Source organism: Castellaniella sp. (assembly GCF_034675905.1).
In the GTDB taxonomy this organism is placed as follows: Bacteria; Pseudomonadota; Gammaproteobacteria; order Burkholderiales; family Burkholderiaceae_B; genus Castellaniella.
This window is the reverse complement of record NZ_JAUCCV010000010.1, coordinates 471,864-485,771: the sequence shown is the minus strand read 5'-3', so window position 1 is coordinate 485,771 and position 13,908 is coordinate 471,864. Positions and strand designations below refer to the sequence as shown.

Here is a 13,908-nt window from a genome sequence, read left to right as displayed (position 1 = left end):
TCGCATGCTGTTCAATCCGTCCAGCTATTTCAAGCAGCATCCGCGTATGGGCATGGTCGGGCTGGCCCTGCTGATGGCGGCGATCTTCGCTGCGGACACGTTCACGCGGCTGGAAGTCGCCGCGGCGGGGTTTTACGTGGTGGTCATCCTGGCGGGGCTCGGTTTTTTGCACCGGCGCGGCGTGATTGCATTGGCGGCGATCTGCATTCTGCTGACGATCATCAGTCTGTTTCTGACGCCCAAGGACCATGGCTTGCATGACCTGGGCGTGATCAATGCCTTGATCAGCATCGCGGCCATCGCCATCACGGCCTATCTGGCATTGCTGCGCGCGGCAGCAGAGGACGCGGCATTCGAGATGCGCACGCAGCTGGTGCGCATCGCGCGCATCCGCAGTCTGGGCGGCCTGACGGCGTCGATCGCCCATGAAATCAATCAGCCCTTGGCCGCCATCGCCGCCAGTGGCAGCGCTTGTCAGCGCTGGCTGGAACATGACCCGCCCAATCTGGATCGGGCACTGCGGGCCTTGCAGCGCATGGTCGGCGATGTCAACCGCGCCAGCGATGTGGTCGCACGGATACGCAGTCAGGCGCGTAACGCGGAACCGCGCAGAGTGCCGGTGCAGTTGACCGAGGTCATCGAGGAAGTCGTGGTGCTGGCGCAAGGGGAATTGGATCGCCACGAGATCCTGCTGACCGAACACATCCAGGATGATTTGCCTGAGGTGCTGGCCGACCGCGTGCAGGTAGGACAGGTGCTCGTCAACCTGATGCTCAACGCAGTCGAGGCGATGCGCGAAATGCCGGCTGCCGGTCGCCGCCTGGTGTTGCGCGTGAACGCGACGGCGGATGAGATGGTGCAACTGACGCTGAGTGATACCGGCCCCGGCTTGAGTCAGCAGGCGCGTGAAAAACTGTTCGATACCTTCTGGACCACGAAGCCGGACGGGACGGGCCTGGGCCTGACCATCAGCCGGGACATCATCGAGAGTCACGGCGGCCATCTGTGGGCTGAACCCAGCCGGCCGGGCGGCGCGGTTTTCTGCTTTACGCTGCCTGTGGTGCGCCAGGAACGGATGCCATGACGCACACCCTGCAAGACGATTCGCCCGCCGTCTATCTGATCGATGACGATGCCTCTTTGCGTGAATCCCTGGAAGACCTGATGCATTCAGTCGGCCTGTCTGTGCGCAGTTTTGCCTCGGTACAGGAATTTCTGGATACGGAGATCGGTAGCGAGCCGGCTTGCATGGTGCTGGACGTGCGTCTGCCGGGGCAAAGCGGCATGGATTTTCTGCGCCGCATGGATCAAAGTCCCCGGCGGATGCCGGTGGTGCTGATCACCGGACATGGCGACATTCCCATGTCCGTCAGCGCCATGAAGCTGGGCGCAGTGGATTTTCTGACCAAGCCTTTCCGTGATCAGGATCTGCTGGATGCGATCCACGAGGCGATTGAAAAGGACCGTGCGCTGCGCGCCGAACAGTCGGACGCAGACGCCGTGCGCGCGCTTCTGGCTGCCTTGACCGAGGGTGAGCGCGCCGTGATGGATCTGGTGGTGCGCGGGATGCTGAACAAGCAGATTGCCGCTGAACTGTGCATCAGCGAGATCACTGTCAAAGTGCGCCGTGGCCGCGTCATGCGCAAGATGGGTGTGCGCACCCTGGCGGATCTGGTACGGGCCGCCGGGCGGATCCAGGACTGATCATCCAGGGCGGCCGATGTGCGGTCAGCGGTGTGGCGCCGTCATTATTCCGCCCGGTTTCGACCCGCATTTTTTGCGGCATACAGAGCGGCGTCGGCACGTTCCAGCAGGGCTTTGCGCGCTCGGCCCGGGTCGGCGCCGCCCAGGTCGTCGGCATTCATGCTGGTGACGCCCACGCTGATGGTGAGGCGTTCCTCGTGTTGTGAAAACGGATGCGGAATGGCGGCGTCAAAGACCGTTCGGCAGAGGCGTTTGGCCAGGATGTGGGCCTGATAGAGCGGGGTGTCCGGCAACAGCATGACGAACTCTTCGCCGCCGTAGCGGGAAATCAGGTCGGTACTGCGCCGGGCGGCGGATGACAGCATGGCGGCGACCTGTTTCAGGCATTGGTCGCCGGCCACGTGGCCGAAATGATCGTTGTAGGCCTTGAAATGGTCGACATCGATCATCAGGACCGACAGCGACTGGCGTTGGCGCACGGCGTGGCGCCAGTTCAACTCGAATTGCTCGTTCAGGGCGACCCGGTTGGCCAGCTGCGTCAGCGGATCATGGCGGACTTGTTGTTCCAGCAGCGTCTTCAGCCGCCGTTCACGGCGCCAGGCCTGGTGTTGTGTGTAGGTCAGCGCCAGCCAGATGCACAGCAGGCCGGCGATCACGGGGGCGGCGATATGCCACATGTCCTGCCAACGGGTGCCCAGGGCTTCGGATGCGTCGATCTTTGAAACCAGATACCAGGCGGAGCCGGTCACCGGCGCGGCGACCGCCAGAACGGGCTGGTGGCGGTAGTCCTGTCCGTGGAACAAGCCGCGCATGCCCTGTACGGCTTGCACCATGGGCGCCTGGGTCAGCGCCAGGGACAGGCGGAATCGCAGCGCGGCATCGGCCTGATCTTTGAGCGGGCTGAGCACGCGCACGCTATCCTGATCCCGCGTGATCAGAAGGGATTCCGCCGTCTGGCTGGCCGACGGCCATTTTTCCAGCAGCGGATACAAGGTGCTGCGTATATCCATGATCATCCAGACGGCGGCGATGGCCTCGTTACCCCAGTACACAGGGGCGATCATGCTGAAGGACGGGAACGCAAAGGCGGGATCGCTTTGGGGATTGACCGCAATGGGGTGCGCTTGTTCGATAGCCTGGCGCAACGCTGTCTGGCTGGCAGGCGACAAGGCGGGTTGCCTGCCGCCGCCCGGAGTCAGAAGCAAAGCCCCTGACGGCGACAGCAAGTAGGCGGCGGCGTAGCCGGATTGCTCGTATAGAAAACGCAATTTGTCCTGGATGGCCGTCTGCAGGGTGCTGGCGTCGGCATGCGGGTCTTGCGCAGCCAGGCGCCAGTTGGCGATGGCGCTGCCCAGCAAAGTGTCCATGGTGATGGACTCCGCTTCGGTGAGGCGCGCAGTCCGCCAGGTTTGCAGGCTTTGGATCTGCAGCTGATTGACCAACTGCAGTTCGTGTTCCACGGCATGTTGGTGGCGGGCCTGACTGTCCAGATAGGCCAGCACCCCGCCCAGAATCATCAGCATGCCGGATGCCAGTACCGTGATCAGGACCGGCAATGTCCGGCGAGACAGGAAAGGATCGTGCGCCATGATGATGTGTCGGCGCCCTGCGCCTTGCTGTGTTTCCCGTAGCGACTACATGAGTGATAATGACAGGATCTTACAGGAATCGCCTGTCATGTCTGAATTTCAGGGGCCTTTGCCTTCTTCCGTTTCTGTGCCGGGCGATCTGCCGCATCAGGATGCGACTGACCCGATTGCGGGGGCTGGCGGGTGATCTCCCGTCGATCTCTTCTGTCCTTGCCCTGGGCGTGTGCGGCGGCGGTCGCGGCGCCTTCGCGTGTCTTGGGGCAGGTGGCTGCACCGCTGACCATCGGCCTGTCCTTGCGGCCGGAAAGCCTGGATCCGACCCGGTCGGCGGCTGCCGTGATCGGCGAAGTCGTCCATGGCAACGTTCTTGAAGGCTTGACCTGTATCCAGGAAAACGGCGTGGCTGCGCCACTGCTGGCCGAACGCTGGGATGTTTCCCTGGACTGTCTGCGCTATCAGTTTCGCTTGCGCAAGGGTGTTGTTTTTCATGACGGCGCCAAGCTGGATGCGGGCGTGGCGGCCAGCAGCCTGCGGCGCGCGCAGGCGTTGGGGGCCGCCAATAATCTGGTGGATACCTTCCATAATATTCAGAACATCCAGACGCCGGATGAGCGGACGGTGTTGCTGACGCTGCAATATCCCGATCCTTTGCTGCCTTTTCGCCTGGGACAGCCCCCCGCTGTGATTGTGCATCCTGCTACAGCGGATCAGGCATCGCGGCGGCCTATCGGGACGGGACCTTATCGCTTTGCCGGGTGGCGGGATACGGGGGACATCGATCTGGTGCAGTGGCCGGGCTACCGGGATGCCAGCCGCATCCGCATTCCTGCCGCGCGGTTTCATTTCATTCCGGATCCGGAACAGCAGATTCAGGCGGTGCTGGGCCAGCGCGTGGATGTGTTGTTTGGCGCAACCACCAGCAGCGTGGACCGCTTGCGGGACAGCCGTCACTATGAAGTGCTGGTGGGTAGTTCGTCCGGCAAGGGGATGGTGGCCATCAACCATCGCCGGGCGCCGCTGGACGATGTGAGGGTGCGACGGGCCATCACCCATGCCATTGACCGCGAGGCCTTCATCCGGGAAGTCCTGCACCAACGCGCGCAGGCGATCGGCAGTCATTTCGCACCCACGGATCCCGATTACATCAATCTGACGGGCCTGTGTCCCTATGATCCTGATCTCGCCCGGGATCTGTTGCGGGCGGCGGGCGTGCGCACGCCGCTCACTTTGGATCTGGCCTTGCCGCCGACGCCGTATGCGCTGCTTGGCGGCCCGGTGGTGGCACGCTACCTGGCGGCGGTCGGTATTCAGGTGAACTTGGTGCAGGTGTCTTGGGCGCGCTGGATGTCGACCGTATTCCAGGGGGACTTCGAGCTCTCTATGATTACCCATGTCGAACCCTTGGATTACGGCATCTATACGCGGCCGGATTTTTATTTCGGCTATGACAGTGCCGATTTTCGTGCGCTGGTCGCGCGTCATGCGGCCAGTCCGAATCCGCGTGAACAGGGACAGCTGTTCCGGCAGATCCAGCGGCATCTGGCCCAGGATGCGGTCAATGCCTGGATGTTCTGCCCCAGCATCAGCACGGTTGTGCGCAAGGGGCTGAAAGGCTTGCCCATGAACTATCCTGTCTTTGCCCACGATATCGGGGCGATGTACTGGACCTGAATCGGAGCAGACAGCTCAGGATTCCGGCGGCCGTACGCGCGGTCGGATGATGCGCTGTTCGATGGGCTGGTTATTTTCGCGGTCGTCCTCTTCGTCCTCTGCAAACGCCGGCATCGGGAAGTCTTCTGTGTCGAACGCCCGGTCGCCATCGGCGTCTGCCTGACCGGTCGGGCGCAGACTGCTGAAGTCCATCAAATTCGGGTCCATCAGATGGGAGGGGACGACGTGCGACAGTGCGCGGAATATGTTCCAGGTGCGGTTGCTGAAATGCCGGTCCCATTCTTCCAGCATACGGCTGATTTCCTTGCGCTTCAGGTTTTCCTGGGAGCCGCACAGATTACAGGGGATGATGGGGAATTCACGCAATTTTGCGTAGGCGATCAGGTCTTTTTCGCGCACGTAGGCCAGAGGCCGGATGACAATGTGTTCGCCGTTGTCCGACACCAGTTTCGGGGGCATGGCTTTCATGCGGCCGCCGTAGAACAGATTCAGGAAAAACGTCGCCAGGATGTCGTTGCGGTGGTGGCCCAACGCGATCTTGGTGGCGCCCAGTTCCCGGGCCACCCGGTACAGAATGCCTCGGCGCAGCCGCGAACACAGGGAACAGGTCGTTTTGCCTTCCGGAATCAGGCGCTTGACCACCGAATACGTATCCTGGCTTTCGATGTGGAAAGGGATGCCGCGTGTGCTCAGGTAGTCGGGCAGCACGTGTTCGGGGAACCCGGGCTGTTTCTGATCCAGATTGACGGCAATGATGTCGAAATGGATGGGCGCGCGTTCGCGCAGCGTCAGCAGGATATCCAGCAGGCCGTAGGAATCCTTGCCCCCGGACAGGCAGACCATGACGCGATCGCCTTCCTCGATCATCTGATAGTCGCCGATGGCCTTGCCGGTTTCGCGCAGCAGTCGCTTGACCAGTTTGTTTTCATTGACGCTGTGGCGGGCGTGGTGTGTGACCGATCCGCTGTCGTCCCCGGCCTCGGCTGAGGCAATCGGGGAGGTGGCGTCGGCCATCTGGGGGTGGGATGCAGATACAGACATGGTGCGTGGCTTAGGCGAGCGTGCGGCTGCGCGCTTGTTCAATGCAGACGGCGGCGCAATCGTCGAACGCCTGCGGTTTGCAGATGCGGATGCGGGCGTGGAGCACGCCCGGAAAGTCTCTCAGGATCCGGGATAGCGAGTGATCCACCAGGGTTTCCAGCAGGTCGGTATGGGCCAGGGCGGCCTCCTGGATCAGGGCATCGCGCAGCAGGCGGTAATCCAGCACGCTGCCGATGTCGGTGTCGTCCACCGGACGCGACGCGTCGGTGTCGAATTCAGCGTAAATATGCAGCGGCTGGCGGGTCATGCGCTCGTGATCCAGCATGCCGATGGATGCCGATACCTGCAGATCGTCCAGGATCACGCGGCGGGTGGCGTGTGCGTGGCCTGTGGAACTCATGCGCTGGCCCCAGAAGGCAGGTCGCCGGAGGGGGGGGCGTGCCAGATGGTGCTTCAGCGCAGCCGGTCCCAACCGTGCCCGGTACTGGCGCAGTTCGTCACGCCGGAAAACGTGCAGTGTCATGCGGTCCCCCGCCTGGTGGCTATCCAGCAACTGATCCAGTGCGCTGGCATCGGTGATGCGCAGGCCGTCGGCGGCGATCAGCAGATCGCCGGCCGACAGGCCCGCACGGTGGGCCGGGCCATGTTCGTAGACGGTCGTCAGACGCACACCGTTTTGTTCCGTCCGGGTGCGTACGCCCAGTGCGGGCCGTGGGTGTTCAGGTTCTGCCGTCAGCGCGATCCCGTTGCGGGCCAGTGCGGCCTTCAGGGGGACGTCGGCGCAGCCTTCTGTGTGGCGTGTGATGAAGTCGCTGGCGTCCACGCCGGTCGCTTCGAGAATCAGCGTCGGCAGGGCGTCTTCCGGCACGCCGATGGGGCGCCCCTGGAAGAAATCACGGCCATAGCGGTGCCACAGCAGACGCATGACGTCGTCCAGGCTGCGGGTGTGGCCGGATTGGTGACGGATTTTCAGATCCAATCCCAGGGCGATCAGGGATCCCTTGGTGTAGTAGCTGACCAGGGCGTTGGGGGAATTTTCATCTTGCTTGTAGTAGCGCGTCCAGGCGTCAAAGGAGCTGTCGGCGACGGACTGCTTCAGCCGGCCGTCGCCGCGCAGCACCTGATCCAGGGTGCGGCCCAGCATCTTCAGATAGGCGGCTTCGGTGATGGCGCCCGAGCGCAGCAGCATCAGGTCGTCGTAGTACGAGGTGAATCCCTCGAAGACCCACAGCAGCCGTGTGTGATTGGCCTGACTCAGGTCATAGGGCGCGAAGGCCGCCGGCTTGATGCGTTTGACGTTCCAGGTGTGGAAATATTCGTGGCTGACCAGGCCCAGAAAGGTTTCGTAGCCCTCTGGAGCAGGCCGGCCACGCATGGGCAGGTCGTGCCGGCTGATCATCAGCGCCGTGGATGCCCGGTGCTCCAGGCCGCCGTAGCCGTCTCCCGTGATGGTGGTCAGGAAGGTGTAGTGGCTGGCGCTGTCCAGGAAGGGGGCTTGGCGGGTGTCCGGTTCAAACAGTTCGATCTGCGTGGCGCAGATTTTTTGCACGTCGGCGGCGATGCGCTCCAGATCCAGTTGCGGCGCCACACCGGTGAACACCAGATGGTGAACGGCGCCGTGGGCTTCGAAACTGATGTGTTGCGGAGTGCCGATTTCTACCGGATGATCGATCAGCGCGTCGTAATCGCTGGCGTGATAGCAGCCGAATCCGTGCGGCTTGGCGCAGCCCGGTTGGCCTGCGGCCGGCGGCAGGCTGGTGTGGACCTGCCAGCCCTTGGCGTGGGCGGGGGGGCAGAGCTCTAGCAAGCAGGGCTGGGATTCCTGTCCCATCACGGCCAGAAACAGGCTGCAACCATTGAAGAAGGCGTGGCTTTCATCGAAATGCGCGCCGCGCACCGACAGGTCCCAGGCGTAGACTATGTAATCGATCGTCAGCGGACCGCTTGACGAGGCGCAGCGCCAGCTGTGGCTGTCGGTTTTGTCGACGGCAACGGGGCCTTTGGCATCGCGCGCCTGCAGAGTTTCGATCTGTCGGGCAAAATCACGGATCAGGTAGCTGCCGGGGATCCAGGCAGGCAGACGCAGTATCTGGCCGCTGGGGTCGGGCTGCGGGATGGTCAGTCGGATGGCATAGCGGTGGCCGGCCGGATCGGCCAGCTGCACCCGGTAGCGGATCAGTTCGTCTTTCATTCCCCTAGTTTACTTTGGAGACACTATGAGCGAAGCACTGGTAAAGGTCGAGGTCCGTGGACGCGTAGGGCTTTTGACCCTGAATCGCCCCCAGGTCCTGAATGCCCTCAGCAACGCAGTCATCGATGAGCTCTCGGCGGCAGTGCGGGCCTTCGAGGCCGACGACAATATCGGCGCCATGGTGCTGACAGGCAGCGAAAAGGCCTTTGCCGCCGGGGCTGATATCAGCGCCATGGCGGGCTGGTCTTACATGGATGTCTACAAAGCCGATTACCTGGGCGGCAACTGGGACGCCTTGCGCCGGGCGCGCAAGCCCATCATCGCGGCGGTGTCCGGCTATGCGCTGGGCGGTGGCTGCGAACTGGCCATGCTGTGCGATTTCATCATTGCCGCGGAAAACGCCAAATTCGGCCAGCCCGAAATCAAGTTGGGCGTGATTCCAGGCTACGGCGGCACGCAGCGCCTGCCGCGTGCCGTGGGCAAGGCCAAGGCCATGGATCTGGTATTGACCGGCCGCATGATGGATGTGACCGAAGCCGAGCGCGCCGGCCTGGTGGCCCGCGTGGTGCCGGTGGACCGGTTGCTGGATGAAGCCATCGAGGCCGCCACGGTGATTGCGTCCATGTCCTTGCCGGCCGTGATGATGGCCAAGGAATGCGTCAATCGCGCTTTCGAGGCGACCTTGGATGAATCGCTGCTGTTCGAGCGGCGCAATTTCCATGCCCTGTTCGCCACCGAGGATCAAAAGGAAGGCATGCAGGCCTTTGTGGAAAAGCGCAAGCCGGATTTCAAGCATCGCTGATCCTGCCGGCCGGCAGGCGCGTCAGTCCGGTGTGCTGGCGTCTGCCGGCGGGGGGGCGTCCTGTTGGGGCGGCTCGCGCCAGCCGAATGTGGCCCCCCGCGAAATCGCCGTGTAGACCGCCGCGTTCCGGTTGTTGACGCCCAGGCGCTGGTACAGCGCCTCGGCATGGGTTTTGGCGGTGGCGATGGAAATATCCAGTTCCCGGCTGACCTTCTTGAGCGGATATCCCTGTGCCAGCATGGACAGGACTTCATATTGGCGGGGCGTCAGCTGCAGGATGCAGGCTTCCTGGCTGATGCGTTCCGTGGTCGGCGCCTGGAAATTGGGGGTCACCTTGCCGGTAGCCGGGGCTGCGGGCGTCGCCCGGGGCGTGGCTTGTGGCGGGCGATAGAGGGAAGCTGCGGGAGACAGCAGATTGACGCAGGCCGGGGCTTCCGCACCGGGATCGCTCGGCGGGTCGCTGCTGTCGTACCAGCGGCGCTTTGGCAGCGACCCCGGTTCGGGTTTCTCGGCGGCCGCATGGTCGGCATGCCGCTGATCGGGGTACGGAAAGCACTTCCCGCCGGCCAGCACCAGCATGATCGAGGTTTTCAGCACATCCTGCGAGGAGTGCTTGTGCAGGTATCCCGCCAGTTCTCCCGGCAGGTTCAGCAGGGAATAGGGCAGTGATGGGGTATCCGACAGCAGCAAGATGCGGCGCGGCGCATAGCCTTGCTGCGCGGCAGCGAGCAATTCGGCGACGCGGCTGTATAGATTGGGGACCGACAACAGCATCAGGTCGATGCTGTAGGGCTGGGTGGCCGGCCCCTGGAATAACTGGACGTAGTCCAGTCCTACCGTGGTGATGCGGCGATCCAGCATTTGGATCAGATTCAGGATGCCCAGGCGCACAAGCGTGCTGGGTTCCACTACGGTAATGGTCGCCATGATGGTAAGCCTCTTGCTGGGCTGCGCAAGCGATTATTGTTCAGTTCATTGCAATGGATATCAGCTGTACGAGGTAGCGCCTTGTTTTCAGATGTATCCTTCCGACGCCACGCCGCCATGTCGATCACCTGATCTTCCGATCCGTGCTGCGCTTCTTGCAGGGATATCAGCTGGATTTTCCCGTCTTCTGCATGGTGCAGCAGAATGTTCCGGCTGTGATGCAGACCCGCCACCTGCGCGGGGTTCAGATGGAAACTGAGCGCCAGCGCTCGGTCAGTGAGTGTGGCGTGCGGCTTGCGCCGATCCAGGCCGTTGAAGCGCCAGGCGTTATAGCTGGCCCATAAATACAGCAGCAGTCCGATACATGAGGATACGATTGTGTATGCCAGCAGGGTGCGTAAATCCGGCAGCAGGGGGGACGGCAGCGGCGTGGCGCGTGCTGCAGTCGGCGCCGTCAGCACGGACTGCACGCCGGCAATGAGCAAATAAAGAAAGGCCAGCCAAGCCAATGCCGTCAGCAAACTGTCACTGATCAGGCCTGGCAGGGATTGTGGCGTTTTGATGATCATCATGGTGTGGGCTCCTTGATGCCGCGGTCGGGGCTTGTCCACCGGGCGCGTTGGCGCTGCCGCCGCAGCATGACGCCGGGGAAGGCGCATAGGGTCGTCAGCAGGCAGATCGCCCAGTAGGCCAGCGGGTACCAGATCACCCAGTACAGAGTCGCCGTCAGGCCGGGCTCGTAACGGCGGTCGATGAGTACGCTCAGGCCGAACTGCAGCAGACAGACTGTCGCCAGCACCAGGCCTGTGAAGGCGGGCGGCATCAGCGTGTCGACACGGATATGTTCCGGCAGAAAGGTGAACAGCCCGATCGCCCACAGCAGCATGGACAGGAGGAGCGCAAATGCCCAGATCGTGGACACGCCGTATTCCAGCACCATGGGCCATAGGCGGCGGTGATGCCAGGACCAGATATCCGGGATGTTCTTCAGAAAGACCTCGGCGCCCCCTTGCGCCCACCTCAGCCGTTGCCGCCATAAGCCGCGCAGGGTTTCGGGCATCAGAATCCAGCACAGGGCGCGCGGTTCGAAAAAGATCGACCAATGATCCCGCTGCAACTTCCAACTGATGTCAATGTCTTCGGTGACCATGTCCAGGCTCCAGTAGCCGACCCGGTCCAGGGCGCTGCGCCGAAAGGCGGCAATCACGCCGGATACGGTGAAGACTTGCCCGTAGACGCGTTGCGTGCGTTTGATCAGTCCCACGATGGAGGAAAATTCGCCGACCTGGATGCGGCCGATCAGCGTCGAGCGGGTGCGGATGCGCGGGTTGCCGGTAACGGCGCCGACGCGGGGGTGGCGGATCAGGGGGGCGACCAGATAGCTGGCGGCGTCCCGGTGCAGCAAAGCATCGCCATCGATGCAGACCAGGTAATCGCTGCGGGCCGCCAGCGCCCCCATGCGCAAAGCCATGGCCTTGCCCTGATTCTGCGCCAGGTGGATGACGCGCAGCCGGTCATGGATCGCCGCCAGTCTGTCGAGCAACGCTGGCGTGCCGTCGCTGGAGCCGTCGTTGATGGCGATGACCTCGATGTGCAGATAGCGCTGATCCAGTGCTGCCAGAATCGCGCTGGCGCCGTGTTCCGCCTCGTTGTGGCAGGGGATCAGGATGGAAATCAGAGGATTGCCCGGAAGGGGGGGAGGCGCGGCATCCGGAAGCCAGGACCAGTGACGCTCCCAGTGCACCCAGAAGTACAGGCCGCCGAACATCCACAGCCCCGACATGAACAGGGGATAGAAGAAGACGAAGCTCAGGATCAGGTCGCCCGTCCACAGGATGGCAGTGCCGATGGGCGCGCCTACGACGAGGCAAAGCGTCAGGAAAGCAAGCAGACGGTCCGGCATGATGGGGGCTCCTCATCGGTAGGGATACCAGGCATTCGAGATGGCGGGGCGGATGGTGTTCAGCTCGGGCTGGTCCTGGATGAAGTCGTCCGGGTAGTAGCCGAAGTGCCGGGCGCCTGAGTGCAGCAGCTGTTGCATCCAGGCAGCCAGGGGCCGGGATGCCACGGCGGGCTGTTGCGGCAAGCGCCAGTCACGGGCTTGCAGCTCGAAGACGGTGCGCTCCAGTGCGCCGGGGCGTTGGCCGACGGTCGCCACCAGTTGCCTGATCCAGGCCTCGGACCGTGAAGCGGGCACCCCTTCCATCAGCGGCATGGCCATGGGCGCCGTCCAGTCGTAGGTCTTCAGGAAATCGTCCAGGTTCTGGGCGAACCAGGCTTCGCTGGCCGGCTGCAGAATGGGTTCGGCGTACAGGTTTCGAGCGGTTCTGACTTGCGGGCCGCGGATGGCGCGAACGTGCTCGGTCAGCGTCTTGGTCAGGTCGATCAGGGTTTGCGTCTTGAAGCGTGTCCAGCGCTGCAGTGTGACTGGATCAGCTCGCAGCGCAGGGATGGATGCCGGCAACCCGGCTTGCCGATAGGCCGCCAGGGCTGCCGGGCCGGCGTCCTCGAAGTCGCTCAGCAGCGCGTCGTCGTGGAACAGGACGCCGTCGATGGGAGCGCTGCGAGCCACGTCTTCATAGAGATCAGTGATGGCGGCCCGGGCCTGGGGGTCGAACGGGGACAGCCTTTGATATTGGGCTGGGTCAGGCGCCGGGGCGGCATCGGGGTGTTTGGGGTCCAGGCGCGTGACTCGGGCGATACCGGGCGGCAGTTTGAAGCTCAGGACTGGCATCCAGGCATAGACTTTGACGCGCGCGCGGGTCTTCAGCTGCCAGACGACCCGGTTGAACAGATCGGCGCGCATGGGTAACCGGCGGTTCGGGAAATAGACGGCTTCGGCCAGGCCGTCTCCCTTGGGATCTGCGAAGGCCTGCAGAAAGACGGTATTGATCTGCAGGTCAGCCATTCTTTGCACCAGAGCGCCCAGGTTCTTGTCCGTCTGGGCAGGGTCGGGGTCGTAGAGGTAGTCCAGGTCCACCTGGGCGACCCGGACATTGTCCTGGGATTCCGCACCCAGCACGGATGCGGCGAATTCGGGCATGCCGGGCGAACCCGATACCAGCAGGCGGGGCATGGACATCAGCTGGTCTGTTGCACCCAATCCCTCGTCCAGCGTCAGGGCCATCTGGTAGCCCTGCTGGCGCAGGACCGTCAGCGCCTCGCCGTTGGCTGCGCCATAGGGCCATACCCAGACGCGAGGGGCTTTTCCCGTGGCCTGGCGGATTTTTTCGCTGATGCGCTGCGCATCTCGTCCGATCCGTTGACGATAGGCGGCAGCCGTTTCGTAAGACTGCGTGCCCGGGTCGTAGCGGTACGTGCTGGCGGCCGGCTCCAGATTGCGTTGGGGGTTTGCCGTGATGCCATTGTGCAGATCGTCGGTATGCGCCGCGATCTCGACCAGTCCGGATTGCGCCACCTGTCGCGCCTCGCTCCAGGTGGCGAATCGTTCCCGATTCACCTGTATCTGCCCGAATGGCACGGTCTGGCCGGCTGGGGTGCTGAGCCATCGGCCGACAGGCGCCCAGATGGCGGGCCAGCCCATGGCCTTCAGGATAGGAAAGGCGCGGGTGTAGAAACTGCGATAGCCGTCGTCGAAGCTGAGCAGCACCGCCTTGGGCGGCAGGGGCTTGCCGCCTTGGTGCGCTGCCAGGATCTGGTCTACCGACACCGCCTGATAACCGTTATCCCGCAGCCAGTGCAGTTGCGCCACCAGCAGATCCGTGCGTACGGACAGGAAGCGTTGGTCAGGGTCTGTATCCTCGATGTCGTGGTAGGCCAGCGCCAGAACCCGGTTGTGGGGCCAGGGCTGATCGACGGCGGCTGCCGGCCGTTGGGCGGGCGGCGTAAAAACAGGGATGTCCTGGGCGCACCCGGCCAGCAAGGCCAGGCACAGTGCCGCCAGCAGCCGTAGGCAGGCAGAAAATGACAAGAACATGAATGCGGGTCGCATGGGATGCCTTGGTTTCAGAATCGGTACGTCA

At 63.3% G+C, this 13,908-nt stretch carries 10 protein-coding genes and 2 pseudogenes; 4 read left to right on the top strand and 8 right to left on the bottom strand.

What is annotated here, in order from left to right; genetic code table 11:
- Positions 1-4 precede the first annotated feature (4 nt).
- Together VDP79_RS12435 and VDP79_RS12430 are read left to right on the top strand one after the other, a co-directional pair.
- Positions 5-1,084: an ATP-binding protein gene (locus VDP79_RS12435; protein WP_323018502.1), complete on the top strand. Its 1,080-nt coding sequence runs from the start codon at positions 5-7 to the stop codon at positions 1,082-1,084.
- Positions 1,081-1,704, top strand: coding sequence for a response regulator transcription factor (locus VDP79_RS12430; RefSeq protein WP_323018501.1), 624 nt, complete (start codon positions 1,081-1,083; stop codon positions 1,702-1,704). Before VDP79_RS12435 ends, VDP79_RS12430 begins: the two co-directional genes overlap by 4 nt.
- 44 nt (positions 1,705-1,748) lie before the next feature.
- Here VDP79_RS12430 and VDP79_RS12425 read toward each other — a convergent pair whose 3' ends face one another.
- Positions 1,749-3,293: a sensor domain-containing diguanylate cyclase gene (locus VDP79_RS12425; protein WP_323018500.1), complete on the bottom strand. Its 1,545-nt coding sequence runs from the start codon at positions 3,291-3,293 to the stop codon at positions 1,749-1,751.
- A gap of 183 nt (positions 3,294-3,476) precedes the next feature.
- Between VDP79_RS12425 and VDP79_RS12420 the strand changes: the two genes are divergently transcribed.
- The gene (locus VDP79_RS12420) at positions 3,477-4,964 is read left to right on the top strand and encodes an ABC transporter substrate-binding protein (RefSeq protein WP_323018499.1); all 1,488 of its coding nucleotides are present in this window, start codon (positions 3,477-3,479) and stop codon (positions 4,962-4,964) included.
- Between the two features lie 15 nt (positions 4,965-4,979).
- Here the strand turns inward: VDP79_RS12420 and ttcA are convergent, their stop codons facing one another.
- From ttcA to VDP79_RS12405, 3 genes and pseudogenes are all read right to left on the bottom strand, one after another.
- Entirely contained in the window at positions 4,980-6,005 is a 1,026-nt protein-coding gene (ttcA, locus tag VDP79_RS12415; protein ID WP_416233109.1) for a tRNA 2-thiocytidine(32) synthetase TtcA, read from the bottom strand.
- Positions 6,006-6,015: 10 nt separating this feature from the next.
- A pseudogene (locus tag VDP79_RS12410) lies at positions 6,016-6,357 on the bottom strand (dihydroneopterin aldolase); the annotation flags it as partial.
- A gap of 87 nt (positions 6,358-6,444) precedes the next feature.
- Positions 6,445-8,196, bottom strand: a pseudogene (locus VDP79_RS12405) (M61 family metallopeptidase); the annotation flags it as partial.
- A gap of 25 nt (positions 8,197-8,221) precedes the next feature.
- On the opposite strand from VDP79_RS12405, the gene VDP79_RS12400 reads away from it, so the two are divergent.
- Entirely contained in the window at positions 8,222-8,998 is a 777-nt protein-coding gene (locus VDP79_RS12400) for an enoyl-CoA hydratase (RefSeq protein WP_323018498.1), read from the top strand.
- Positions 8,999-9,019: 21 nt separating this feature from the next.
- Here VDP79_RS12400 and VDP79_RS12395 read toward each other — a convergent pair whose 3' ends face one another.
- Genes VDP79_RS12395 through pgaB form a run of 4 tightly spaced genes read right to left on the bottom strand, consistent with a single transcriptional unit; the run spans position 9,020 to position 13,862 of the window.
- Positions 9,020-9,925 carry a response regulator transcription factor gene (locus tag VDP79_RS12395; RefSeq protein WP_323018497.1) on the bottom strand — a complete coding sequence of 302 codons (906 nt, stop codon included), beginning with the start codon at positions 9,923-9,925 and terminating at the stop codon, positions 9,020-9,022.
- Entirely contained in the window at positions 9,907-10,497 is a 591-nt protein-coding gene (pgaD, locus tag VDP79_RS12390; RefSeq protein WP_323018496.1) for a poly-beta-1,6-N-acetyl-D-glucosamine biosynthesis protein PgaD, read from the bottom strand. Before pgaD ends, VDP79_RS12395 begins: the two co-directional genes overlap by 19 nt.
- Positions 10,494-11,828: a poly-beta-1,6-N-acetyl-D-glucosamine synthase gene (gene pgaC, locus VDP79_RS12385; RefSeq protein ID WP_323018495.1), complete on the bottom strand. Its 1,335-nt coding sequence runs from the start codon at positions 11,826-11,828 to the stop codon at positions 10,494-10,496. The genes pgaD and pgaC overlap by 4 nt, the downstream gene beginning before the upstream one ends.
- Before the next feature lie 12 nt (positions 11,829-11,840).
- Positions 11,841-13,862, bottom strand: a complete 2,022-nt coding sequence (gene pgaB, locus VDP79_RS12380) for a poly-beta-1,6-N-acetyl-D-glucosamine N-deacetylase PgaB (protein ID WP_416233108.1) — start codon at positions 13,860-13,862, stop codon at positions 11,841-11,843.
- Between the last annotated feature and the right edge of the window lie 46 nt (positions 13,863-13,908).

Bases quoted from the DNA above. Each gene is read 5' to 3' on its own strand.
- VDP79_RS12435 (WP_323018502.1), top strand. From the start codon at position 5: ATGCTGTTCAATCCGTCCAGCTATTTCAAGCAGCATCCGCGTATGGGC.
- VDP79_RS12430 (WP_323018501.1), top strand. From the start codon at position 1,081: ATGACGCACACCCTGCAAGACGATTCGCCCGCCGTCTATCTGATCGAT.
- VDP79_RS12425 (WP_323018500.1), bottom strand. From the start codon at position 3,293: ATGGCGCACGATCCTTTCCTGTCTCGCCGGACATTGCCGGTCCTGATC.
- ttcA (WP_416233109.1), bottom strand. From the start codon at position 6,005: ATGTCTGTATCTGCATCCCACCCCCAGATGGCCGACGCCACCTCCCCG.
- VDP79_RS12400 (WP_323018498.1), top strand. From the start codon at position 8,222: ATGAGCGAAGCACTGGTAAAGGTCGAGGTCCGTGGACGCGTAGGGCTT.
- VDP79_RS12395 (WP_323018497.1), bottom strand. From the start codon at position 9,925: ATGGCGACCATTACCGTAGTGGAACCCAGCACGCTTGTGCGCCTGGGC.
- pgaD (WP_323018496.1), bottom strand. From the start codon at position 10,497: ATGATGATCATCAAAACGCCACAATCCCTGCCAGGCCTGATCAGTGAC.
- pgaC (WP_323018495.1), bottom strand. From the start codon at position 11,828: ATGCCGGACCGTCTGCTTGCTTTCCTGACGCTTTGCCTCGTCGTAGGC.
- pgaB (WP_416233108.1), bottom strand. From the start codon at position 13,862: ATGTTCTTGTCATTTTCTGCCTGCCTACGGCTGCTGGCGGCACTGTGC.